At 62.2% G+C, this 23318-nt stretch carries 21 protein-coding genes; 9 read left to right on the top strand and 12 right to left on the bottom strand.

Annotation, left to right across the window (positions count from 1 at the left end; all coding sequences use genetic code 11):
* Positions 1–84 precede the first annotated feature (84 nt).
* The 4 genes from AAFO90_RS01150 to AAFO90_RS01135 all read right to left on the bottom strand — a co-directional run bounded on the left by AAFO90_RS01150 (position 85) and on the right by AAFO90_RS01135 (position 6532).
* The gene (locus AAFO90_RS01150; protein ID WP_347508232.1) at positions 85–675 is read right to left on the bottom strand and encodes an outer membrane lipoprotein carrier protein LolA; all 591 of its coding nucleotides are present in this window, start codon (positions 673–675) and stop codon (positions 85–87) included.
* Positions 676–754: 79 nt separating this feature from the next.
* Complete coding sequence (locus tag AAFO90_RS01145) at positions 755–3769, bottom strand: DNA translocase FtsK 4TM domain-containing protein (RefSeq protein WP_347508231.1); 3015 nt, start codon at positions 3767–3769, stop codon at positions 755–757.
* A gap of 115 nt (positions 3770–3884) precedes the next feature.
* On the bottom strand, positions 3885–5066 hold the full coding sequence (locus AAFO90_RS01140; RefSeq protein ID WP_347508230.1) for an aminotransferase class I/II-fold pyridoxal phosphate-dependent enzyme: 1182 nt from the start codon (positions 5064–5066) through the stop codon (positions 3885–3887).
* Positions 5067–5200: 134 nt separating this feature from the next.
* On the bottom strand, positions 5201–6532 hold the full coding sequence (locus AAFO90_RS01135) for an amidase family protein (RefSeq protein WP_347508229.1): 1332 nt from the start codon (positions 6530–6532) through the stop codon (positions 5201–5203).
* Between the two features lie 137 nt (positions 6533–6669).
* Between AAFO90_RS01135 and AAFO90_RS01130 the strand changes: the two genes are divergently transcribed.
* Positions 6670–7896: a UbiH/UbiF/VisC/COQ6 family ubiquinone biosynthesis hydroxylase gene (locus AAFO90_RS01130; protein WP_347508228.1), complete on the top strand. Its 1227-nt coding sequence runs from the start codon at positions 6670–6672 to the stop codon at positions 7894–7896.
* A gap of 120 nt (positions 7897–8016) precedes the next feature.
* Here the strand turns inward: AAFO90_RS01130 and AAFO90_RS01125 are convergent, their stop codons facing one another.
* Genes AAFO90_RS01125 through AAFO90_RS01110 form a run of 4 tightly spaced genes read right to left on the bottom strand, consistent with a single transcriptional unit; the run spans position 8017 to position 10599 of the window.
* Positions 8017–8793, bottom strand: coding sequence for a hypothetical protein (locus AAFO90_RS01125; RefSeq protein ID WP_347508227.1), 777 nt, complete (start codon positions 8791–8793; stop codon positions 8017–8019).
* Between the two features lie 7 nt (positions 8794–8800).
* Positions 8801–8995 carry a Trm112 family protein gene (locus AAFO90_RS01120; RefSeq protein ID WP_065271858.1) on the bottom strand — a complete coding sequence of 65 codons (195 nt, stop codon included), beginning with the start codon at positions 8993–8995 and terminating at the stop codon, positions 8801–8803.
* The gene (locus tag AAFO90_RS01115; RefSeq protein ID WP_065271859.1) at positions 8992–9636 is read right to left on the bottom strand and encodes an LON peptidase substrate-binding domain-containing protein; all 645 of its coding nucleotides are present in this window, start codon (positions 9634–9636) and stop codon (positions 8992–8994) included. Before AAFO90_RS01115 ends, AAFO90_RS01120 begins: the two co-directional genes overlap by 4 nt.
* A gap of 27 nt (positions 9637–9663) precedes the next feature.
* Positions 9664–10599, bottom strand: a complete 936-nt coding sequence (locus tag AAFO90_RS01110; RefSeq protein ID WP_347508226.1) for a tetratricopeptide repeat protein — start codon at positions 10597–10599, stop codon at positions 9664–9666.
* A 74-nt stretch (positions 10600–10673) separates the two neighbouring features.
* Here AAFO90_RS01110 and AAFO90_RS01105 point away from each other — a divergent pair, with 74 nt between their 5' ends.
* Positions 10674–11195, top strand: a complete 522-nt coding sequence (locus AAFO90_RS01105) for a DUF6653 family protein (protein WP_347508225.1) — start codon at positions 10674–10676, stop codon at positions 11193–11195.
* Between the two features lie 206 nt (positions 11196–11401).
* Here the strand turns inward: AAFO90_RS01105 and AAFO90_RS01100 are convergent, their stop codons facing one another.
* Positions 11402–12190 (bottom strand): exodeoxyribonuclease III, encoded by a 789-nt coding sequence (locus tag AAFO90_RS01100; protein WP_065271861.1) that lies wholly within the window; start codon positions 12188–12190, stop codon positions 11402–11404.
* Between the two features lie 166 nt (positions 12191–12356).
* On the opposite strand from AAFO90_RS01100, the gene AAFO90_RS01095 reads away from it, so the two are divergent.
* Entirely contained in the window at positions 12357–12878 is a 522-nt protein-coding gene (locus AAFO90_RS01095; RefSeq protein WP_347508224.1) for a DUF3800 domain-containing protein, read from the top strand.
* Between the two features lie 704 nt (positions 12879–13582).
* Here AAFO90_RS01095 and AAFO90_RS01090 read toward each other — a convergent pair.
* Positions 13583–14269, bottom strand: a complete 687-nt coding sequence (locus tag AAFO90_RS01090; protein WP_065271862.1) for a response regulator transcription factor — start codon at positions 14267–14269, stop codon at positions 13583–13585.
* 171 nt (positions 14270–14440) lie between these two features.
* Here AAFO90_RS01090 and ribA point away from each other — a divergent pair, with 171 nt between their 5' ends.
* Complete coding sequence (gene ribA / locus AAFO90_RS01085) at positions 14441–15529, top strand: GTP cyclohydrolase II (protein WP_347508223.1); 1089 nt, start codon at positions 14441–14443, stop codon at positions 15527–15529.
* Positions 15529–16056, top strand: a complete 528-nt coding sequence (locus AAFO90_RS01080; protein ID WP_347508222.1) for a L,D-transpeptidase family protein — start codon at positions 15529–15531, stop codon at positions 16054–16056. Before ribA ends, AAFO90_RS01080 begins: the two co-directional genes overlap by 1 nt.
* Before the next feature lie 276 nt (positions 16057–16332).
* Here the strand turns inward: AAFO90_RS01080 and AAFO90_RS01075 are convergent, their stop codons facing one another.
* Together AAFO90_RS01075 and AAFO90_RS01070 are read right to left on the bottom strand one after the other, a co-directional pair.
* Positions 16333–16983 carry a YggS family pyridoxal phosphate-dependent enzyme gene (locus tag AAFO90_RS01075; protein ID WP_347508221.1) on the bottom strand — a complete coding sequence of 217 codons (651 nt, stop codon included), beginning with the start codon at positions 16981–16983 and terminating at the stop codon, positions 16333–16335.
* 113 nt (positions 16984–17096) lie between these two features.
* Positions 17097–18206: a porin gene (locus AAFO90_RS01070; RefSeq protein WP_347508220.1), complete on the bottom strand. Its 1110-nt coding sequence runs from the start codon at positions 18204–18206 to the stop codon at positions 17097–17099.
* 329 nt (positions 18207–18535) lie between these two features.
* Here AAFO90_RS01070 and AAFO90_RS01065 point away from each other — a divergent pair, with 329 nt between their 5' ends.
* The 4 genes from AAFO90_RS01065 to holA all read left to right on the top strand — a co-directional run bounded on the left by AAFO90_RS01065 (position 18536) and on the right by holA (position 23263).
* Positions 18536–19057, top strand: coding sequence for a DUF3576 domain-containing protein (locus tag AAFO90_RS01065; protein WP_347508219.1), 522 nt, complete (start codon positions 18536–18538; stop codon positions 19055–19057).
* 90 nt (positions 19058–19147) lie between these two features.
* Positions 19148–21715, top strand: coding sequence for a leucine--tRNA ligase (leuS, locus tag AAFO90_RS01060; RefSeq protein WP_347508218.1), 2568 nt, complete (start codon positions 19148–19150; stop codon positions 21713–21715).
* Entirely contained in the window at positions 21702–22235 is a 534-nt protein-coding gene (lptE, locus tag AAFO90_RS01055; RefSeq protein WP_347508217.1) for an LPS assembly lipoprotein LptE, read from the top strand. The genes leuS and lptE overlap by 14 nt, the downstream gene beginning before the upstream one ends.
* Positions 22232–23263 (top strand): DNA polymerase III subunit delta, encoded by a 1032-nt coding sequence (gene holA, locus AAFO90_RS01050; protein WP_347508216.1) that lies wholly within the window; start codon positions 22232–22234, stop codon positions 23261–23263. Before lptE ends, holA begins: the two co-directional genes overlap by 4 nt.
* Positions 23264–23318 lie beyond the last annotated feature (55 nt).

Genomic DNA, 23318 nt, shown 5'->3' with positions numbered 1-23318 from the left:
GCAAAGCCCGGGCACCTGCAGGGGCGGGAGCGTTCGACTCTATGAGTGCCCCCTCCAGACTGCCAACGCCAGGCTCTACAGGAGTCAGCGGGACCCGCTGCCTGCACCAGAGTTGAAGAGGAATGAGGAAAGCTTGCCACCTGTCTCCAAGGCGCCGAGGATAACCGTCGTGCGGCCTCCGGCGTTGTCATGCACGACCCATTTGCGCAATTCCACCGGCTCATCGGTGAACATCAGCTCCAGCCCGCCGTATTCGGGGTTTTCAGGGTCCTGCGCCTGCAGGATCGTTGTTGTTCCGTCGAACTGGTGGCCCACAACCATATCGGCTTGCCCCAGATCAACAGTCTTGGCCAGGATGATCGACAGAGGCGTACGCTTCAGCGGATAAGTCTCCGGCGGCTGGTTCGATTTCGGATCGTGGATCACCACCGACCCGGCCCCGGCCACCACGGTGGCGCCGTTGTCGCCATCATATTCGAACCGCATCCGGCCCGGCCGATGGATATACAGCTTTCCCGTGGACAGTGTGCCATCATCGTTGATCTGGGTAAAACTGGCCTCGGCCGTGGTCAGGGCGTTCAGGTAAGCCGACAGTTCCGACAGGCTCAGCTTCTCTGCCGCCCAGGCAGCAGGGGCACACAGGATCAGCGCCGCGACAAGTGCAATCTGTTTCATGACCCTTAGATAAGCCCTGACTGTGGAAAAGGAAGAGCCACCCGCTACTGCGGGAGGCCCTGCGCACCCATCCGCCGATCTACTGTTCGGGGACCAGGATTTCCCGTTTGCCAACATGGTTCGCCGGAGACACCAGCCCTTCGTCCTCCATCTGCTCAACCAGACGCGCGGCCTTGTTATAGCCGATCGCCAGTTTGCGCTGGATGTAAGAGGTGGAGCACTTGCGGTCCTTGATCACGATCTGCACGGCGGAGTCATACAGCGCATCCTCGCCGTTGGTATTACCGCCGGTGGAGAGGCCCAGAACCGCGTCGATGTCGTCGGCCTTCTCGTCATCCGGGCCATCCAGAACCGTGCCCACATAGGCAGGCGGGCCGAACTGTTTCAGATGGGTGACGACTTCTTCGACTTCCTCGTCCGAAACAAACGGGCCATGGCAGCGGGTGATCTTGGCGCCGCCCGCCATGTAAAGCATGTCCCCCATACCCAGCAGCTGCTCGGCGCCCATTTCGCCAAGGATGGTACGGCTGTCGATCTTGCCGGTCACCTGGAAGGAAATCCGGGTCGGGAAGTTCGCCTTGATGGTGCCCGTGATCACATCGACCGAGGGACGCTGCGTGGCCATGATCAGATGGATACCCGAAGCCCGCGCCATCTGCGCCAGACGCTGGATGCAGGCTTCGATTTCCTTGCCCGCCACCATCATCAGGTCGGCCATCTCATCGACGATGACGACGATATAGGGCAGCGCCTCGGGTGCGAATTCCTCGGTCTCGAACACCGGCTCGCCGGTGTCATCATCAAACCCGGTCTGCACCGTGCGAGAGAACATCTCGCCCTTGGCCAGCGCCTCTTTCACGCGACCATTGTAGCCTGCGATATTGCGCACGCCCATCTTGGACATCTTGCGATAGCGGTCTTCCATCTCGCCCACGACCCATTTCAGGGCGACGACCGCCTTTTTCGGATCGGTCACAACGGGCGACAGAAGATGCGGAATGCCATCATAGACAGAGAGTTCCAGCATCTTGGGGTCGATCATGATCAGGCGGCATTCATCCGGTGTCAGCTTGTACAGCAGCGACAGGATCATGGTGTTGATCGCCACCGATTTACCGGACCCGGTGGTACCCGCGATCAATAGGTGCGGCATCTTCGAAAGGTCCGCCACCATGGCGTCGCCACCGATATCCTTGCCCAGCGCCAGCGGCAGGTTCTGGGTGCCATCGCCATAATCGCGGCTCGACAGGATTTCGCGGAAGCTGACCATTTCCCGTTTTTCATTGGGCAGTTCGATGCCGATCACCGAGCGGCCCGGCACGGTCGAAACACGCGCCGACAGGGCCGACATGGAGCGGGCGATATCATCCGCCAGACCGATCACCCGGCTGGCCTTCAGGCCCGGCGCCGGTTCCAGTTCGTACATGGTGACGACGGGGCCGGGACGGACCGAGACGATCTCACCCTTGACGCCATAGTCATCGAGCACCGATTCCAGCATCCGCGCGTTCTCTTCCAGCGCCTCATCGCTCAGATGATGACGCTCGACCGCGGCAGGATTGGCCAACAGCGACAGCGGCGGCAGATCGAAATCACTGGTATCGTTCTCTTCAAAGGCCAGCCGCGGCTGGGCTTCCGCCTTGGCGCGGGTCGATGGCTCCGGCGCGCGGCGCTGGGGCTGCTCCACAACCACCTTGCGCGGCTCTGCCACCGGGATGGTCAGGCCCTCGGCGGGTTGCTCTGCGCGAGCCGTGATCGCGGGCTCAGCGGTTTCAGCAGGCGCGTAGGTCGGCAACTCCTCGGCTGGGACCCGATCGGGCTCCAGATCGGCGCCATATCCGGTTTCTGCAGCAGGCGCCCCAACGGTCGGCGCGGGCGGAACCTGCGACAGCCCGGGGGCGGCAGGCGCCTCGGCACTGAATTCTGCCGGAGCAGCAGGGGCATGCGCTGCGGTCAGTGGTGGTTCAGGCGGCAGCCCCGCATGGGGCGCGGGATCGGGATTGAAGACCAGCGGCTCAGGGCGGCGACCCCGGCCCTTGGTCAGGGGCAGGTTCGGATCGGGTTCCGGCGGCTGCCCAGCAGCGCGACGCACACGCACGGCATTTGCGATCTTCTGCGAAATCCGGTCATCACCCGGCAGATCCTCATCACTGATCTGCGGTGCGCTCTCGACCAACTCGGGCTGCGGCATCGGCGCATTAGCCAAATCGGGATCAGCGCGGCGGATCAGATTGGGCACCCGAGAGAACAATCCGGTTTTTGTCGGTGCGGCAGGCGCCGCGATCTCAATCGGCGGAGGCGCAGTCACATCGGTTTCGAACATCTGAGGCTCTTCCTCCTCCTGTCCGAACCAGGCCGTATCATCCTCGGCGGCCCTTGCATGTTCTGCGGCGGCAGCGCGTTTTTCACGATAGGACAGCGCCGCCTGGACACCGCTGGAGGCGCCACGACCCAGAAGGCTGGCAAGCGTGCCATAGGCCAGGATAAGACCGACCAGCAGGAACCGTCCGGCCCGCTGCAGTTCCGCACGCGAAAAGCCGCAGACAAACGTGCCAAGCGCCAGCATGCCAATGGCCATCAGCAGCGACATCAGCTTGACCGCGAAATGCGAACTGATCGGCACCAGCGTCAGAAGCGCCCCCATCACGGTATCGCCAAACAGACCTCCAAGGCCAAAACTATGAGTGGCGCGCCATTCTGCGCCCGGCACCAGCGTCGCTGCATAGACCGAGCCCACGGCGATCAGAACCGGTGCAAAGACAATCCGCCCGATGACCCGCTCGGCGCCCTGATGCAGCAGGAAGCGAACACCCCAGGCCAGCAGCGTCACCGCAAGGGCCACGCCGCCCCAACCGACAACCATGAACAGCGGCGCCGCCACAGAAGCCCCCATCCGGCCCATCCAGTTCTGAACCGGCGCATCGGTGGAGACCATCCAGTTGGGATCATCCGGCGTATAAGAGCCGATCATCGCGGCGGCCATCAGGCCCAGCCCCAGAAGGGCGATCCCGATCAGTTCCTTACCGCGCTTTTCAATGGCTGCCTGCATGTTGCTGTCAAGCAACGGATCGCGGCTGCGGGTTTGAAATGCCATGCCTACCTCGGTTCCATTTTTCGGTGCCTGCCCCGCTTGTGCCGCGGGATCTTGGCATCCGGTGGTCTATTGATTTTGGCCGCGCGCCCCCAGCCGGGGCCGCGTGGCAGTCGTATCAGTACAGACAGCTGCGCAGGGTGGTCAGCGCCGTCTGTGTTGCCTCCGCCGGGGCGACCAGCGCCACGCGAATATATCCTTCGCCCGGGTTCTGCCCCGGCGCGCCCTGCGCCAGATAGGCGCCTGGCAGCACCCGCACGCCGGTTTCCTGCCACAGCTTCAGCGCTGCCGCCTCGCCGCCGTCCTTGACCGGTAGCCACAGGAAGAACCCCGCTTCGGGCGACATATAGCCATCCAGTCCGTCAAACACCTGATCGGCGATCTGGTATTTCTCCTGATAAAGCGCACGGTTTTCCTCTACGTGCGCCTCATCGGCCCAGACACGTGCTGCCGCAGCCTGCAACGGGCCGGGCATCGGTGCGCCGCTATAGGCGCGCAACTGTTTGAGGCGCGCAATGCATTCAGGGCCGCCCGCGATCAGACCAGCACGCAGCCCGGGCAGGTTCGAACGTTTCGACAGAGAATTGAACAGCACCACCCGTTCAGGATCCGCGCCCAGTTCCTGCGCCACGGTCAGCGCGCCTACGGGCGGGCTGTCGCGATAGATTTCGGAGTAGCATTCGTCGGCGAAAATGCGGAAGTCATGCTTTTCCGCCAGCCGGATCAGATCGGCCCAGTATTCGCGCGTGGCCACTGCGCCCTGCGGGTTGGCAGGCGAGCAGATATAGGCCACCGCTGTGCGGTCCAGCACCTCGGTCGGCAGGCTGGCGTAATCGGGCAGATGGCCGGTTTCGGCCGTGGCAGGCACAAACACCGGCTCGGCCCCGACGGAAATCGTCGCCACCATGTAAACCTGATAAAACGGATTCGGGATCAACACCGCTGGACGGGCGCCGTTCTTGGTTTCCGGGCACAGGGCCATCGCCGCATTGTAGAGCCCTTCGCGGGTGCCGTTCAGCGCCATCACCTGCCGGTCCGCATCCATCTTCACGCCATAGCGGCGCGCGATCCAGTCAGACATTGCGCCGCGCAGTTCCTCGGAGCCTTCGTTTGGCGGGTAATTGTTAAACCCGGCCGCGTTCTCCGCGATCACATCCGTGACCCAGGCGGGAAAGGTGTGTTTCGGCTCACCAATGGTCATATGCACCACATCCCCGCCGGGCGTATGGTGGTCAAGCAGCGCCCGCAGACGCGGAAACGCATAGGGCGGCAGGTTCGAAAACCGCTCTGGGAAGTTCATCACAATTGCCTCAGTTTCGGGATCATTCGTGCCCCGTTTGCAGATAAGGTACAGAGCGTGGGCGCCTGCGTCCAGCCGCATAGGGCACCCACGGTCCAGTTGTGCTTTTGCAACAACGTGCGATAGCCGTCAGATCAACACAGCGCCGCCTCGACGCTGGCCCCGATCCGCAACAGTGCCTCTTCGCAATCCGGTTGCCCCAATAGCTGCAAGCCGCAGCTGGGTTTACTCGTGGGCAAGGACAGCGCGCAAAGCCCCATCAGGTTGCCGATCCGGGTATTGCGCAGGGTCAGAAGATTGGCCCGGACGTAATAGTCATGATCGCTTTGCAGTTGTGCCATGTTCGGCGGCAGAATCGGGCAGGAGGGCGTCAGCACCGCGTCAAAGCCCGCCACCGCCTGATCCCAGACCATCCGGCATTGTTCCAGCTTGGCCCAGGCTGCCACATAATCGGGACCACTGTGCTGACCGCCAGCGCGGAACCGCTCCAGGATTTCGGCAAACATCAGATCCGGGCTCGCCTCGATCACATCCTTCCACAGACCATAAGCCTCTGTCGTATAAAGAATTCCGCTCAGATCCATGGCGTCCTGCAGCTCCGGCACCTCCAGCGGTACGATCTCAGCGCCGGCCGCCTTCAGCTTGCCCAGACACTCCACATGGGCAGCGGCAACCTCAGGCTCCAGATCATCGCGCGCCACGGTGCGCAGATCGGCAAAGCGGCGCCCCTGCAGCGACGCTGGGTTGCGCAGGTCCGGCCCCTTGGTGCCCTCCAGCAGCCCCAGCATCAGGCCCGCATCTTCGACCGAACGCGCCAGCGGACCGACAGTGTCGAACTTCAGGCACAGTGGCACCACGCCCTCTAGGCTGATCCGACCTGCCGTGGTCTTAAGCCCCACAAGGTTGTTCCAGGCCGAAGGGATGCGCACCGAACCGCCGGTGTCCGAGCCAATACCGCAGGCCGCCAGACCAAAGGCCACCGAAGCCGCCGCGCCAGAGGACGATCCCCCCGGCGCCGCGCCCTCATCATTGACGCAGGGCGGGGTTTCCTTAACCGGGTTCAGTCCCAGCCCAGAGAAGGCCAGCTCGCTCATGTGAGTTTTGCCCAGGCAGACGGTGCCCATGGCGGTGGCATTGGCCAGAACCCGTGCGTCCTGATCCGGCACCCGGCCTTTGAGCAGGTCCGATCCCGCCTCGGTACCGGTTCCGGCACTGTCGAACAGGTCTTTCCAGCTGATCGGCACCCCATCCAGCGGCGAGCGCCGCAAATCCATCCGCGCCCGCTCGGCCGCGGCTTCCGCTTCGGCCAGGGCGCGCTCATGCGTAACCACGGTATAGATCCGGTCGCGCAGCGGATGCGCGTCAATGGCCTCCAGATAGCATTTGGTCAGCGCAACAGGATCGATCTCCCCTGCCCCAATGCCGCGCCCCAGATCCGCAGCCGTCATCTTCAGCCAGTCCTGCATCCGCAAAGTCTCCCGTCGCGTGTTCCATATGTTTTGCCGGGGACGGTAACGGCAGCAGCGCTGAGGGACAATCCCGCGCACCTGCAAGACCGGACAATGCGATGGACATTCCGAATGCAAGGCGCATATTGCAGGGCATGAAGAACAGCTCCGATATCCTGATTGTCGGCGGCGGGCTGAACGGCCCTGCCCTGGCCCTGGCCCTGGCCCAGACTGGCCACAGCGTCACCGTCATTGATGCGCTGCCCAAGGTCGCCCTGAAGGACGAAGGCTTCGACGGGCGCGGCTATGCGCTGGCGCTGGCCTCCAAACGTCTGCTCGACCGGATCGGCGTTTGGCAACACGTCGCGGACAAAGCGCAGCCGATGCTGGAGATCAAGGCCTCCGACGGACACGCCGGAGAGGGGCCCGCGCCGTTCTTCATCCATTTCGACCATACCGAGATCGAAGACGGGCCGATGGGCTATATGGTCGAGGATCGCTTTCTGCGCCGCGCCTTTCAGCAGGCGATGGAGGACGCGCCCCGGATCACCACGGTGAATGGCCGCCGCGTGGTGGCGCAGGCACCGGATCAGAGCGGCGTCACCCTGACGCTGGATGATGGCGCCGAGCTGCGCGGTCGCATGCTGGTCGGCTCGGACGGACGCAAAAGCGGCACCGCCGCCCGCGCCGGGATCAAACGCACCGGCTGGGACTACGGCCAGACCGCGCTGGTCTGCGCCATCGACCACGAAAAACCCCACCACGGCATCGCGCATCAGTTCTTCATGCCAGCGGGGCCGCTGGCCATCCTGCCCCTGCCCGGCAACCGCTCCTCCATCGTCTGGAGTGAAAAGACCGAGACCGCTGAAGCCATTCAGGGCCTGAACGACGCCGATTACATCGCCGCACTGAAACCCCGGTTTGGCGATTTCCTGGGTGAGATTTCTCTTGCGGGTAAGCGCTTTACCTATCCGCTGAACCTGACGCTCGCCAACAGTTTTATCGGGGACCGTATGGCGCTGATCGGCGATGCGGCCCACGGCATGCATCCAATTGCTGGCCAGGGTCTCAACGCCGGGCTGCGCGATGTCGGCGCCCTCGCCGAGGTGCTGACCGAGGCCACTCGGCGCGGCGAGGATATCGGATCATCGCTGGTGCTGGACCGCTATCAGCAGTGGCGCCGCTTTGACACCGCGACGCTGGCGCTGGCGACGGATACCTTCAACAAGCTGTTCTCGAACGACAATCCGCTGCTGCGGCTTGGTCGCGATATCGGCATGGGTCTGGCGGGCGCCGTCCCGGGCCTGCGCCGCGGCTTCATGCGCGAGGCCGCCGGGCTAACCGGCGATCTGCCGCGACTGTTGCAAGGCAAGCCGATCTGAGCCACTCCACCTGATCAGGGCGCAACCGCGCCGCGCGACAGCGCGGCGCCGGACCCAAGGCCGCGCCTTTGTTTTGGCAAAGCCAAAGGACAGGCCGGACGCGGGAGCCCTCCGCTTTCGTTAGAGTTCGGACCAGAACTCCAACGACGGCTCACAGACATTATGCAAAGGCGCGATAAACCGCCCGGGGTGTTCGATCCTATCAAACTGCATACGTCGTGGCGACCAGTTGAAATACTGACGCCCATCGTCCTTATCGACGATCATGACCCCGTGGAAATACCAACCGGAGTTTAATTTGTACCCTGAATCAATTGTGAAAAAAGAAAATCCCCTCAGATCCCAGATCGACTGAACCTGTGATGAAGGGCCATGATGCGCAATGCAGAATGGCGCTCCCGCAGCAAGTCTGTTTGCGTGACCAACCACCATGACAGCCGACAGGATCGACCAGAGTGCAGCCACTGAGGCGACGGCCATTCCCGACAAGGCAGCGCGTGCTGCAAACGGCCCCAGCCCCTTGCCCCCGAGGAACAGCAGGCTTGCCGCCGCTCCAAGCGACAGCGCACCTCCATTGAACATCACCATAAGGCCCGATTTTGGCGAAGCGAATCCCGCGACGATCAGCGTCAACAGCAATCCAGACAAAAGAACGGCGATTGAAACTGACTTTGCCAGCACCGGCGATACAGGGGTTTTTCGCAAACGCTCTGTCAGTATCGCAATCAACGGAACCAAAGGAACAGCCCACACCATCAGGGCGAGAGTCGAAAACATCCCTATCGATGAACCCGATATCCTCGCATCAATCAGCTGAAGAAAGCCGGCAGCAATGAGAGCAGCACATGCAGCGCGTATGGAAACAGAGCTCCTTTGCGCCCAACCAAGTTCGGTCAAACCATCCTCACTCCAGCGGGCGGGCCTCGTCCACCAGCATCACCGGGATCCCATTGCGGATCGGGAAGGCCAGATTGGCAGGTTTGGAAATCAGCTCCTGCGCCGCGGCGTCGTATTCCAGAACTGCATTGGTCACCGGGCAGACCAGCGCCTCCAGCATGCGACGGTCAAAGGCGGGCGCGGCGGTGTGTTCTTCACTCATTGCAGTGGGTCCTCACTTGAACCGCTTCGCAAAGCGAATTCGATCAGGGTGACAAGGGTTTCGCGCCTTGTGGCAAGGCAGGGCGCCTCTAGCAAGGCCTGTTTGTCCTCGGGGTCGAAATCCAGCAGCATCGACAGGGAATTGATCAACAGCTCGTCATCGGCCTCCTGCAACGATTCCCAATCCGTCGACAGGCCGCGTGCCGCGAAAAAGCGTTCCAACAGCTCCAGCAGGTCCCCCCGTTCGAACCCGCAATCCGGTTCGCTCCGGCCCAGATCACCCTCAAAGCCGCTCCAGTTCACCTCGCAGCGGCGGTAGGGCGTGAAGCCATCGCATTCTTGCACCACCCGGAACCGGGATATCCCGGAGAGGGTGATCAGATAGCGCCCGTCATCGGTTTCGGAAAATTGCGATATGCGCCCGGCACAGCCGATAGCATGCAGCCCCTCGGCATCACCGCTGCGCAGCGGACAGGGCTGTACCATGCCGATCAGCCGCGTGCGCGTCTTCAGCGTGTCTTCCAGCATCTGAAGATAACGCGGTTCGAAGATATGAAGGGGCAGCTTTGACCGGGGCAGCAATAGCGCCCCGGGCAAGGGAAACACGGGAATCGTGTCAGGCAGATCTGCAGGCTTAAACATAGCCTTCAGTCTAGCGCGCAGGTTCCTTTAGGCAAATATCATCGAGCTCAGCTTGCGGCGCCCGTTCAGAACAACCGGATCGTTGGCAGGCAACGCCTCGAAGATGGTGAAGAGCTGCGCCTTGGCCGCGCCGTCGTTCCATTCGCGATCACGGCGGAACAGCTCCAGAAGTTCGGTCACCGCCGCCTCGGCATCACCAGCCGCATGCAGAGCCTGCGCCAGATCGAAACGCGCTGCATGGTCGGCCGGGTCGGCTTCGACCTTGGCGCGCAGATCGGCTACCGGACCGGCATTCTGCGCCTGACGGGCCAGCTCGATCTGGGCCCGAGCCGCTTCGATCTCGGGCGCGTCGGAAATCTCGGCAGGCGCGCCGTTCAGGATTGCCTCGGCCTGATCCAGATCTTCCATCGCGATATGTGCCCGCGCCAGACCACCATAGGCGGCGGCGTTCTTGTCATCCTCGCCCAGAACCGCGGCAAAGGTCTGCGCCGCATCGGCCGCTGCGCCTTCGGCGAGCATTTCCTCAGCCGCCTCCAGCGCCTCACCAAGGCCATCGCCTGCTTCCCCGCCTGCGGCCTCAATCACCTTTTTCAGGAAGGCGTCGATCTCGCTTGGCGGCAGCGCGCCCTGGAACATGTCGATCGGGCGGCCCTGCACAAAGGCCACCACTGTGGGGATTGATTGCAGCGGCAGCCCCTGCTGCGCCAGCGCCTGCGCCAGGCGCTGGTTCTGGTCCACATCGATCTTGGCCATGGTGACCGCGCCATTGGCGCGCGTGACAGCCGCCTCCAGCGCCGGACCCAATGTCTTGCAAGGGCCACACCAGGGCGCCCAGAAATCGACGATCACCGGCGCCTGCATCGAGGCCTCGACCACGTCCTGCATAAAGGTCGCTTCCGTGACGTCCTTGATCAGATCACCTGCGGGCGTGGGCGCGCCCGCGCCTCCGAGAATATCCATCATGCTCTTGTTCTCCGTTTGGAACTTGCCCCCTATATGGAATCCCAAGGCCAAGAAACCAAGAGAGGAGTTGCCGCGTGCCGGTTCCGCGCATTGACATCTTTGCCCTGTCCGAGCGCCTGATGGCTATGGATGACGCGGCCTGGGCCCGTCACGCAAACCCGCTGAGCGTTTATAGCCAGGTGTCGATTCTCCCGCTTATGACCCTCGCGATCTGGTCTCATCTCTGGCTCGGGTGGGGCGCTTTGGCGCCGGTTGCTCTGGTACTGATCTGGACATGGTGGAACCCGCGCGCCTTTGGCCCGCCAGCCACAACCGGCAACTGGGCGGCGCGGGGCACCTTCGGCGAACGGGTCTTTCTGAACCGTGCCAAGGTGCCGATCCCACCGCATCACGCGCAATGGGCCAGGATCCTGACCCTGATCTCCGGGGTGGGCGTTGTTCCGTGGGTTTACGGGGTGTGGCAGCTGGACCCAGGTCTGACACTGTTCGGTCTCAGCCTGATGGTCGGCGGAAAACTCTGGTTCTTTGACAGGATGGTCTGGCTGTATCAGGACATGCAGGCGCAACGCTCGGAATATGCAAAATGGCTGCACTGATGGCATGCCCTCCCGCGCCCGCAGACGCCCCATGGGGCGCCTTCATGCGGCCTTGGGCCGGGCAGCGCGTTACCGCGCTGCTGTTTCTCCACGACGGTGACGTCTGAACGCGGCACCGCGCCGTGCGTCAGCACGGCGCACGGCCCAACTGCGGCGGGGCAATCAACGATTGCTCCAAAGCAGGCGGGAGCACCCCCGCCCTCTGCCTAGAGGTCGAAGGTGGCAAAGACCGGTGCGTGATCGCTGGGTTTTTCCCAACCACGGGCGTCCCGCAGAACGCGGCTAGAGTGACCTGCGCTGGAAATGTCGCCCGTCGCCCAGACATGATCCAGACGCCGTCCCTTATCCGCTGCATCCCAGTCCTTTGCCCGGTAAGACCACCAACTGTAGAGTCGCCCATCGGGAATGTCCTGCCGGGTGATATCGACCCAGTCGCCTGCATCCTGCGTCTCGGCGAGGTGCTCGACCTCGACCGGGGTGTGGCTGACGATCTTCAGCAATTTCTTGTGGTCCCAGACATCGTCTTCGCGCGGAGCGATGTTGAGGTCGCCGACCAGAATCGATTTCTGTGGCTTTTCGCCGTGGAACCAATCCCGCATGCCAGTGAGGTAGTCGAGCTTCTGACCGAATTTCTCGTTGATCTCGCGGTCGGGTTTGTCGCCGCCGGCCGGGACGTAAAAGTTGTGGATAGTGACGCCATTGTCCAACTGACCTGCAATATGGCGGGCATGGCCCAGATCGGCAAAATCCATGCTGCCGACCTCGGTGATGGGCATCCGCGACAGGATGGCGACGCCGTTGTACCCCTTCTGCCCTCGCGCGATCATGTGGGTATAGCCAAGCGCGGCAAAGCCCTCCATCGGGATCTTGTCGACCGGGCTCTTGCACTCTTGCAGGCACAGGACATCGGGCGCCTCTTCCTGCAGCAGCTTCAGCACGATCGGCTCGCGCAGGCGGACAGAGTTGATGTTCCAGGTGGCAAGGGTAAAGGGCATTGCGCGTCTCTTTCGTAACAGCGGGTCATGGCAGCGGCTCGGCGCCATTCTTGCCCTCCCGGCCCACCGGATACCAGAGGCGAAATCACATCCATGAGCCGTCATCAATCAGCATTGGGTTTCTGACCCAGTTGACTCTGGTTAGCGTCAGTTGTTTCCATATGTCATGAGCAGTTTGTCGGAACCGTATGAATATGTGCTGTATATTGATGAGGCCGGAGATGACGGCCTCAAGCGCGTAAAGCCCATCGATGAAAACGGCGGCAGTGAATGGTTGTGCATCGGCGGCATGCTAATCCGTACCGAATATGAAACTAAAACAGTGGAGTGGGTCAAAAGCGTCCGCACCGAAATCAATGCGGTCCAAGGACCTGCGTTGCATTACAGAGACCTATCTCCAACGAAAAGGAGACGAGCTTGTGAACTATTAGCGGATTACCCATGCAGGTTTTTTGCAGTCGTATCGAACAAGAAAAACATGCGCGGGCACAACAACACTCGCGCAGCGAGACGTGGCGGTAAGCAGTGGTATTACAATTACTGCGTTAGAATACTCATGGAGCGAGTGACGGATTTCTGCCTTCGAGATAGCATCAAACGCTTCGGCAGCCCGCGATACTTGAAGGTAATTTTAGTGCACGTGGAGGTCACTCATACGGCCAGACAAAGGCGTATTGGGAACTACTGAAGGCGCAGTCGGCTGGAGGCTCTACTTTCCTAAGCAAACGCGAAATTGCGCACCAAGTGCTTCGTTTCGGTTTGGTCGAGTATGTCCCACACTACAGCGTCGCTGGATTGCAACTCGCAGATGTGGTCGCAAGTGCGGTCTATCAAGCTGCAGATGCCTTAGGCCCGAAATGGGCTGTCGAGCCGGCTAAAGCTCTTGAACCCCGGATGGGTCGAGAAGCAGGAGTGATTGCCGACTATGGTTTGGTCTTGCAACCTTCTCCGCCATGGAAGGCTCACCTAACCGACGATCAAAAGTTGATCTTCTCACACTACGGATATCGATTTTAGGGCGCGTGGGCCCCGGACCCAAGTTGCTTCTAGTCTAATAGGCTGTCATCCATTTGGACAACCGTACTAAAAACCGCCAAAGCCGCTTGTTGCGCTCCGACATGGGTGAACTCCGGCGTATCCCACGCAGTGAATCTTTGCACACCTTGTGGAATCCGTCACTAATTTTTGTCTATCCGCGACATCTGGACTCAGCCGGTCCGCAGACAAAAAAAGGCCGGGCACAAGGCCCGGCCCAGTCCAACAGGGAGGTGCATATCATGACCCGGATATGCGCGGGATGGGATCAGGGTAAAGATGACTGACAGACAGATCTTTGATCTGCGTCAACAGCTTTTCCCCGCAGGTTTCAAGCCCCGAACTGTCACAATCCGGTCAGGTCGACAGGCGGTAGCCACCGGATTCCGTTACCAGAATACGGGCATTGGAGGGATCGGGTTCGATCTTCTGGCGCAGGCGATAGATATGGGTTTCCAGCGTATGGGTGGTCACGCCGGCATTGTAGCCCCAGACCTCGTGCAGCAGCACATCGCGCGCCACCACACCGTCGTTCGACCGGTAGAGGAACTTCAGGATGTTGGTTTCCTTCTCGGTCAGGCGGATCTTGCGGTTGTCCTCTGTCTCCATCAGCTTCATCGCCGGTTTGAAGGTATAGGGACCCAACGCAAAGACGGCGTCTTCGGACTGTTCATGGGTGCGCAGCTGGGCGCGGATCCGAGCCAGCAGCACCGGGAATTTAAACGGCTTGGTCACATAGTCATTGGCGCCCGCGTCAAGGCCGAGAATGGTATCGGCGTCGCTGTCATGGCCGGTGAGCATCAGAATCGGTGCCTTGACGCCCTGTTTGCGCAGCAGGCGGCACAGCTCGCGACCATCTGTATCGGGCAGCCCCACGTCGAGGATCACCAGATCATAGAGCGCTTCCTTGGCCCGCTCCATGGCGGCCTGACCGTTCTCTGCTTCGAAGACATCAAAGTCCTCGGTCATGATCAGCTGCTCGCTCAGCGCCTCGCGCAGATCGTCGTCATCGTCTACCAGCAAAATCTTCTTCAGTTGCGCCATGGCGGTGTCCTCCAGTTCGTGTGCAGACAGATGCGGTCAGCATCCCCCAACGACAAGGTATGCTGCAGAAGTTTCACGCCCTCGTGTCCGTCAGACAGGAATTGTTTCACTTCCGTTGCATTTGGGCCTAGGTAAGGGCTGTTATAATGTCACGAACTTCCGGATGGTCGCATGAGCCTGATGCCCACCATGATTGAATTGCTGGCCCGCGCACGGGTCGATTTGCGCATGGGCCTGCCCGTGGTGCTGGAGGGTGGCGACAGCGCGGCGCTGGCGATTGCCGTCGAAAGCCTGACGCCCGAGCGGCTAACGGAGCTTCTGGCCCTTGGCCCGGTGTCGCTGGCGCTGACCGCCCGGCGCGCCGAAACCCTGAAGGCGCGCGCCTATGATGAGGATCTCGCGCGCATCCAAGTCCCCGCTCAGGCCTCCTTGCAGTGGATACAGGCGCTGGCCGATCCCGCCGATGATCTCAATACGCCGATGAAAGGCCCGCTCACCAGCCTGCGCGACGGATCCGCCGATCTGCACCGTCTGGCGATTGCCCTGGTGAAATCAGCGCGGCTGCTGCCTGCGGCGCTACTGGTGCCCGTCAACACGGCCCCCCAATTCGCATCCGAGCACGGGTTGACCCGAATCGCCCGGGCTGCTGCCGGACCGCTGCTCAGCCAAAGCTCACCCCTGCATCCGGTGGCCGCCGCCCGCCTGCCGATGGTCGCTGCCGAGGCGGGCCGGTTACACATCTTCCGCCCCGAAGACGGCGCCGAGGAACATTATGCGGTCGAAATCGGCCGCCCCGACCGCAGCAAGCCCGTGCTGGCGCGGCTGCATTCGGCCTGTTTCACCGGCGATGTTCTGGGCTCGCTGAAATGCGATTGCGGGCCACAGCTGCGCGGGGCACTGGCGCAGATGGGAGACGAGGGCGCAGGCGTGCTGCTCTACCTCAACCAGGAAGGGCGCGGCATTGGCCTTGCCAATAAGATGCGCGCCTACAGCCTGCAGGACCAGGGCTTTGACACTGTCGAGGCAAACCACCGGCTGGGGTTCGAAGATGACGAGCGCGATTTCCGCCTAGGCGCTGCGATTCTGAAAGAGATGGGTTTCAGTTCCGTGCGGCTGATGACAAACAACCCCAACAAGATCGCCATGATGGAAAAGACCGGCATCGCGGTGGCCGAGCGGGTGCCGCTGAAGGTTGGCGAAAACGCCCATAACGCAGGCTACCTCGCGACCAAGGCGGCCAAATCCGGACATCTGCTGTGATGCCCCCCGCGCTGTCTCCCCGGGATCTGGTCCTGACCCCGCGCGGTCTGCGTTTCATGGGGCGCCTCCTGCCCTGCGCCATCGGCAAGGGCGGGCTGACGCTGAGCAAGCGCGAAGGCGACGGCGCTACACCCGTGGGCGTACATCGCATCGCCGGGATGCTCTACCGTCCGGACCGTATGCTTCCCCCCACGGATTGGGCGGTGCCGATCGGACCCAGCGACCTATGGTCAGACGATGTGAAAGATCCTGACTACAACCTGATGGTCCGCACGCCGCATAGCTACAGTCACGAGCGCCTGCGCCGCGCCGATCCGCTTTATGATCTGGTGCTGATCACCGATTGGAACTGGCCCAGAGCCACCCCCAAAGGCGGCTCGGCCATCTTCCTGCATCAATGGCGCCGCCCGGGCTACCCAACCGAAGGCTGCCTGGCATTCTCACGCCCCAACCTTGGCTGGCTGGCCCGGCATATCCGCCCTGGCGCACGCCTGATCATACCCGCAGGCCTGGCGCACGGCCGCTAGGCTCAGATCAAATCGACTGCCACAAACCGCCGCCCCCCTTCGTTTTTCCAGAAATATCCCGGGGAGCACGAGGGGCTGGCCCCTCGTATTAAACCGGCAGCACGAGGGGCTGGCCCCTCGTACAATACAGCGGCACAAGGGCTAGCCCGCGCGCAAAATCTTCTCAAAATCTTCTATAGCGTCTGACGAAATACTTGAAACATCAGGTATCACGTAACGCGCCCCAATCTTTGATTTCAGGCAGCGTTATGTGATTCAGGTCTTTCGCATGACGCTTTAGTAGCCACGCGCGCCAAAGATGGCTGACCCAACCCGGACGTGGGTAGCGCCAAAGGCAATCGCCTGTTCAAAGTCGCTGCTCATACCCATCGACAGGCCCTGCAGCCCATTGCGCGCGGCTATCTTGGCCAAGAGCGCAAAATGCAAACTGGGCTCTTCTTCCACAGGCGGAATGCACATGAGGCCCTTGATTGGCAAATCCAGCGCCCGGCAGTCGGCGACAAACTGATCCGCGTTTTCGGGCAGAACCCCGGCCTTTTGTTCCTCGGCGCCGGTATTGACCTGCACGAACAGATCCGGGCAGGCGCCGGTTTCCTGGGCCAGCCGGGCCAGCGCAGTCGCCAGGCGGGGCCGGTCCAGCGTATGAATGACATCCGCCAGGGCCATGGCCTGGCGGGCCTTGTTGGTCTGCAGCGGGCCGATGAGGTGCAATTCGACCCCGTCGAATTCGGCGCGGAAGCCCGGCCATTTCCCGGCCGCCTCCTGCACCCGGTTTTCACCGAAAACGCGATGGCCCTGCTCCAGCATCGCGCGCACCCTTTCGTCGGGCTGCATCTTGGAGACCGCGATCAGGGTGACAGACCCGTTGTCCCGCCCGGCCCTGGTTTCGGCGGCCGCGACGCGGGCCAGAATGTCGTCCAGCGGCATAGTGTGCCCCGTACAGTTGCGTTCGGGTTCACCAAACACAACTGCCGCGCAAAAGTAAAGGGCGGGTCCGAAGACCCGCCCAAGTTCACGCGTTCAGCGTGCTGTGGTTCAGCTTAGAAGCTGAATACAGCGCCGGCCTGAACCTGAGTGTTGCCATACGAAGACCGCTGGGCACCGGCTTCGAAGGAAGCGCCGCCACCGAGGTCATACGAATAGTTGATACCGTAGGAGGTACCTTCCTGCTGGTTCGAAGTGGCAATCGCATCGCGGTTGTCGTTACGACCGTTGGCAACGTCAGTGGCGGAAACCGCGTCTTCGCTGGTCACCCAAAGCACGATGTTGGAAGCCGCGCCGATGTCCATGTTGCCATAGAGACCGAACTTGTCGATGCCGTCGTTGTCAGCATAAGCCAGACGAACGCCGAACTGACCCAGCTGACCTGCGATGGAGACAAACGCCTTGTCTTCGAAACGGTAGTTCGAATCCTGGAAGCCGACCGCAGCTGTCCAGTCACTGAAGGTGTAGGCAAGGTTCACCGCGGAGCGCTTGCGGTTCACCGCCGTGAGAGCGCCGGTGGTCACAGGTGCCGGGTTCGGCAGGGACGTAAAGGCGGCGGAGCCATCGTCGACGCTGTAGGACACATGCGCGCTGAATGCGCCAGCCGAATACAGAGCTTCGACGCCATTGAAGCCGACGCCGTCGGAGTCAAAGTAATCCCAGTTGAAGTATTCGTTGTTCACGTTGCCGACGTGGGAAACGAACTGCATGCCGTCAAGACCGTTACCGGCGGAGCGTGTCTCGAGATAGGCACCCGGAACACCTTCGAAAGCGCCGATGATGTTGCCGACACCCAGGGTGAACCCGCCAACGGTGGCGTAGAAGCGCGGGGCGCTCCAGAGCACGGTCTGCGATGCGCTGCTTTGTCCGGTATCGGACTCGGTGCGGATACGACCACCAAGGGTCACGCCGCCGTCGGTTTCCGTCGACATGTCGAACTGCAGACGCATACGGCTGATGATTTGGCTCTTGGACGCACCGTTGATTGCCTGTTCGTTGCCGTTGTTCGGATATCCACCAGTGACCTGGACGCCGCCGGCGGTGCGCGCGTCGCTGCCGCTGGTGTAGCCCAGACCGAAACGACCGTAGCCGCTGATCCGCACTTCGGCGGCGGCCATGCTGGCAGTAGCAATCAGCGCCGTCGTTGCGAAGAGAACTTTTTTCATAGTTTTTCCCTCGTTTTAAAAATCATACGCCCATACCAGAGAATCCGGTGTGGGTATGAGGAGCGTTTCACTCCTTCGCCGGGTGTTTTGCAAGGCTTGGCCCCGGCATTGTGGCAAAGTCGCGGCGTATGGTGCAGCTTTGCCACAGTCTTGCCATGTGTCGGAGGGCGACTCGAATTTTGTCGAAAACCCAACGGACTGCGGGAAATATGCGCATTGTGGGCGGATTCAATATGATAGGCGGGCAAAAGGCCGGAAATGACAAGGCCCTTGCCCCCCCGCGAGGGCTTGGGTAGGATGGTTGGAAACCGCCGCTTCGGAACGAAACAATGACCCTGCACCGGACCCTAAAGTTGACGCTGATTCTCGTGCTGGCCACCGCCGTGGCCGCTTGTGGGGCGCGCAGGCAAGGTGGCGGTGGCGGCCTGTTCAATCGGGTGACTGTCGGGACGCCACATGCCGACGGGGGTGCGAACCTGGGCTCGGATTCGGCAGTGACCAACTACTCCAAATCCTCCATCTGGGACGTGTTCGGGTCGGGCACCGGCGATCAGACGGTGAATGTGAACCGTTACATCTGGGCGGCGACGCTGGATGTGCTGAACTTCCTGCCGGTGCAGACGGTGGACCCGTTCACCGGCGTGATCGTCACCGGCTACGGCACGCCGCCGGGCGGCGGCCGGGCATATCGCGCCACGGTGCACGTGCGCGACCCGGCGCTGGACGCGCGCTCGCTCAATGTCTCGCTGCAAAGCCGGGGCGGATCGGTCAGCGCGGGCACCGTGCGCGCCGTTGAGGACGCGATTCTCGCGCGGGCGCGCCAGCTGCGGATCGCAGACAAAAAGTTCTAACACGCTGCCCTCTGGAAAGACGTGCAAAACATCAGTATCACCAGCGCCGGGCCCTGCAGCCCGGCGTTTTCATTCTAAAGGACCGCATCCATGTCGCGTTACTCTGCCTCCGAGATCGAAGCAAAATGGCAGGAGGCCTGGGAAAAGGCCGGAATCTTCCAGGCCAAACGGACGGCAGACAAGCCGAAGTATTACGTGCTGGAGATGTTCCCCTATCCGTCGGGGAAGCTGCACATGGGGCATGTGCGCAACTACACCATGGGCGACGTGATCGCGCGCTACAAGATTGCGACCGGCCACAACGTACTGCACCCGATGGGGTTCGATGCCTTTGGCATGCCTGCGGAAAACGCCGCCATGGCCTCGGGCGGGCACCCCAAGGACTGGACCTACGCCAATATTGACACCATGGTCGAACAGATGCAGCCGCTGGGCCTGTCGCTCGACTGGTCGCGGATGTTCGCCACCTGTGACGAGGAATATTACGGCCAGCAGCAGGCGCTGTTCCTGGATTTCCTGGAAAAGGATCTCGTTTACCGCAAGAACGCCGTGGTGAACTGGGACCCAGTCGACATGACCGTTCTGGCCAACGAACAGGTTGAAAACGGTCGTGGTTGGCGTTCCGGCGCGCTGGTGGAACGGCGCGAACTGACGCAATGGTTCTTCAAGATCTCCGACTATTCCGAGGAACTGCTGGACGCCCTTGATGGTCTGGACAACTGGCCCGCCAAGGTGCGCCTGATGCAGGAAAACTGGATCGGCAAATCGCGCGGCCTGCAGTTCTCCTTTGAGCGCGCCGACGGTGGTGAACCGATCGAGGTTTATACCACACGCCCCGACACGCTGATGGGCGCCTCCTTCGTGGGGATCTCGCCCGACCATCCGATTGCCAAACAGCTGGAGGCCGAAAGCCCCGAACTGGCGGAATTCCTGGCCGAATGCCGCAAGGGCGGCACCACCGCCGAGGCCATCGAGACCGCGCCGAAACTGGGCCGCGACACCGGCATCCGTGTGAAACACCCGCTGAACCCGGAATGGGAACTGCCGGTCTGGATCGCCAACTTCATCCTGATGGATTACGGCACCGGCGCGATCTTTGCTTGCCCGGCGCATGATCAGCGTGACCTCGATTTCTGCCGCAAATACGACCTGCCGGTCACCGACACCTTCCTGGCGCTGGACGATCCCAAGCCGGTCGAAAACGAGGCATTTGTGCCGCCGAAGACCGAAAAGGTAAAATGGATCAACCACTTCGCAGGGCTGGACGTGGCCACCGGTGAAGAGGCGATCAACGCCACCATCGACAAGGCCGAATCCGAAGGCTGGGGCGAAGGCGTCACCAAATTCCGCCTGCGCGACTGGGGTCTCAGCCGCCAGCGCTATTGGGGTTGCCCGATTCCCGTGGTCCATTGCGACGCCTGCGGCGTGGTGCCGGAGAAGAAGGAAAACCTGCCGATCGCCCTGCCCTATGACGAAGACGGCAAAGCCATCGATTTCTCGGTGCCGGGCAACCCGCTGGACCGCCACCCCAGCTGGCGCGACTGTGCCTGCCCGAAATGCGGTAAGCCTGCCCAGCGCGAAACCGACACGATGGATACCTTCGTCGATTCGTCCTGGTATTTCGCCCGCTTCACCGCGCCGCGCGCCGAAACGCCCACGGTGATGAAAGAGGCCGATTACTGGATGAACGTCGACCAGTATATCGGTGGCATCGAACACGCGATTCTTCACCTGCTGTATTCGCGCTTCTTCGCCCGCGCGATGCACATCTGCGGCCACCTGCCGGAGAAGTCGAAAGAACCGTTCGACGCGCTCTTTACCCAGGGCATGGTGACCCACGCGATCTACCAGACCAAAGGCGACAATGGCCGCCCGGTCTATCACTACCCCGAGGAAGTCGAGCTGCGCGACGGCAAGGCCTTCCTCAAGGAGACCGGCGCCGAGGTTGAGGTGATTCCCTCGGCCAAGATGTCGAAATCCAAGAACAACGTGGTCGACCCGCTGCACATTATCTCGGCCTTTGGCGCCGATACCGCGCGCTGGTTCGTGCTGTCCGACAGCCCGCCGGAGCGCGACGTGGAGTGGACCGCCGCCGGAGCCGAGGCCGCTTACAAGCACCTGAACCGGGTCTGGAACCTCTCCGTGAAGATCGCCGAGATGGACCCGAATGCATCCGGCAGCGGCGACGACGACCTTTTGCGCGAGATGCACAAGGCGATCCGCGACGTGACGCTGGGCGTCGAATCCTTCGGCTTCAACGCGGCGATTGCCAAGCTTTACGCCTTTACCAATACGCTGGCCAAATCCAAGGCGGGCGCGGCGGCGCAGAAACAGGCGATCATGGCGCTGGCGCAGCTGATGTCGCCAATGACCCCGCACCTGGCCGAGGCCGTCTGGGAAGCGCAGGGCGGCGAAGGTCTGGTCGCCACGGCAGCCTGGCCTGCTGCCGACGAATCGATGCTGGTCGAGGACAGCGTCACCCTGCCGATCCAGATCAACGGCAAACGCCGCGGCGAAATCACCGTCGCCAAAGATCTGGACAAAGCTGAGGTTGAAAAACGCGCGCTGGCGCACGAAGCTGTGCAAAAGGCGCTGAATGGCTGCGCCCCGAAAAAGGTGATCGTCGTGCCGGGTCGTATCGTCAATGTCGTTGCCTGATCCAAGGCATATCCTCGCGCTGCCGCTGGTCCTGTTGCTGGGGCTGGCCGCCTGTGGTTTCACCCCGGTCTATGCGCCGGGGGGCACCGGCGCGGCGCTTTATGGCAAGATCGCCATTCAGTCCCCCGAGGAGATCAAGACCGACAACGAAGTGAACGCCTACCTGCTGGTGCGCAATCTGGAGGAACGGGTTGGCCGCGCCTCTGGCGGCGATTACCGGCTGGACCTGTCGCTGCGCACCCGCAGCGAAGGTCAGGCGATCACCGCGGGCAATGAAACCACCCGCTATTCCATCGTCGGCGTTGCCAGCTACAGCCTGATCCGCCTGTCCGACGGCGTTATCGTGGCCAGCGGCAGCGAAGATGCCTTTACCGGCTATTCCGCCACCGGATCGACGGTGGAAACCCTGGCCGGGGAACGCGATGCCAATGCGCGGCTGATGCAGATTCTGGCTGACCAGATCACCGCCCGGGTGCTGACCACTGCGGATCTGGCCGCTGCGGCGCCGACTGCGGAATGAAGCTCTCCCCGCGCGACGCCGAGGGCTATTTCAAAAAGCCCGATCCCGACAAGACGGGTCTGTTGATCTATGGCGCCGATGCCATGCGGGTGGCGCTGAAACGGCAACAGATGCTGGCGGCCCTGCTGGGCGCCGCCGCTGAGGAAGAAATGCGCCTGACCCGGATGCCCGGCTCCGAATTGCGCAAGGATCCGGCACAGCTTCTGGACGCGGTCAAGGCGGTCGGCTTTTTTCCCGGCCCACGCGCGGTCTTTGTCGAAGAGGCCAACGACAGCGCCGCCCCTGCGATTCTCGCGGCGCTGGAGGACTGGCAACCGGGTGATGCCCAGATCATCGTCACCGCCGGGCAGCTAAAGGCCACATCGAAACTGCGCAAGGGTTTCGAATCGCATCGCAACGCCTATGCCACCGGCATCTATGACGATCCGCCCTCGCGGGCCGAGATTGAGCGGATCCTCTCCGAAGCGCAGATCCGCGATGTGCCCGGCGACAGCATGTCGGCGCTGACCGATATCGCCAATGACATCGGCCCCGGCGATTTCTCCCGCATGATCGAAAAGCTGGCGCTCTACAAATACCAGGACAGCAGCCCCCTAAGCCTTGAGGATATCGACGCCGTCGCACCGCAATCCACCGAAGCCGCACTTGACGATGTGCTGAACGTGGTGGCCGAGGGGCGCAGCGCCGAGATCGGCCCGCTGCTGCGCCGCCTTCAGGCGCAGGGTACCAATGCGGTGACACTCTGCATCGGGGCGACCCGCCATTTCCGCACGCTTTACACCGTGGCCGCCGATCCCGGTGGTCCGGCGCAGGGCATCGGCCGCCTGCGGCCGCCGCTTTATGGCAAGCGCCGCGACCGGGTGCTGCGGCAGGCGCAGGGCTGGGGCGCCGCCAAGCTGCAGACCGCGCTGACCATTCTGACCGATACCGACCTGCAGCTGCGATCGGCCGGGCAGACCGCCCCGGCGCTGGCGCTGATGGAGCGCGCTTTGATTCGGCTGGCGATGCTCAGCCGCGCCCGCCAGTAAGGGCCCAAAAGGCCGCAACGTTCTGCGGCCATCGACGGGTGCAGGCAGGCTTCAG

Source organism: Phaeobacter sp. CAU 1743 (assembly GCF_039839315.1).
GTDB lineage: Bacteria > Pseudomonadota > Alphaproteobacteria > Rhodobacterales > Rhodobacteraceae > Phycobacter > Phycobacter gallaeciensis_A.
The sequence above is the reverse complement of the archived record's forward strand: the minus strand, read 5'-3'. Positions and strand labels throughout refer to the sequence as shown.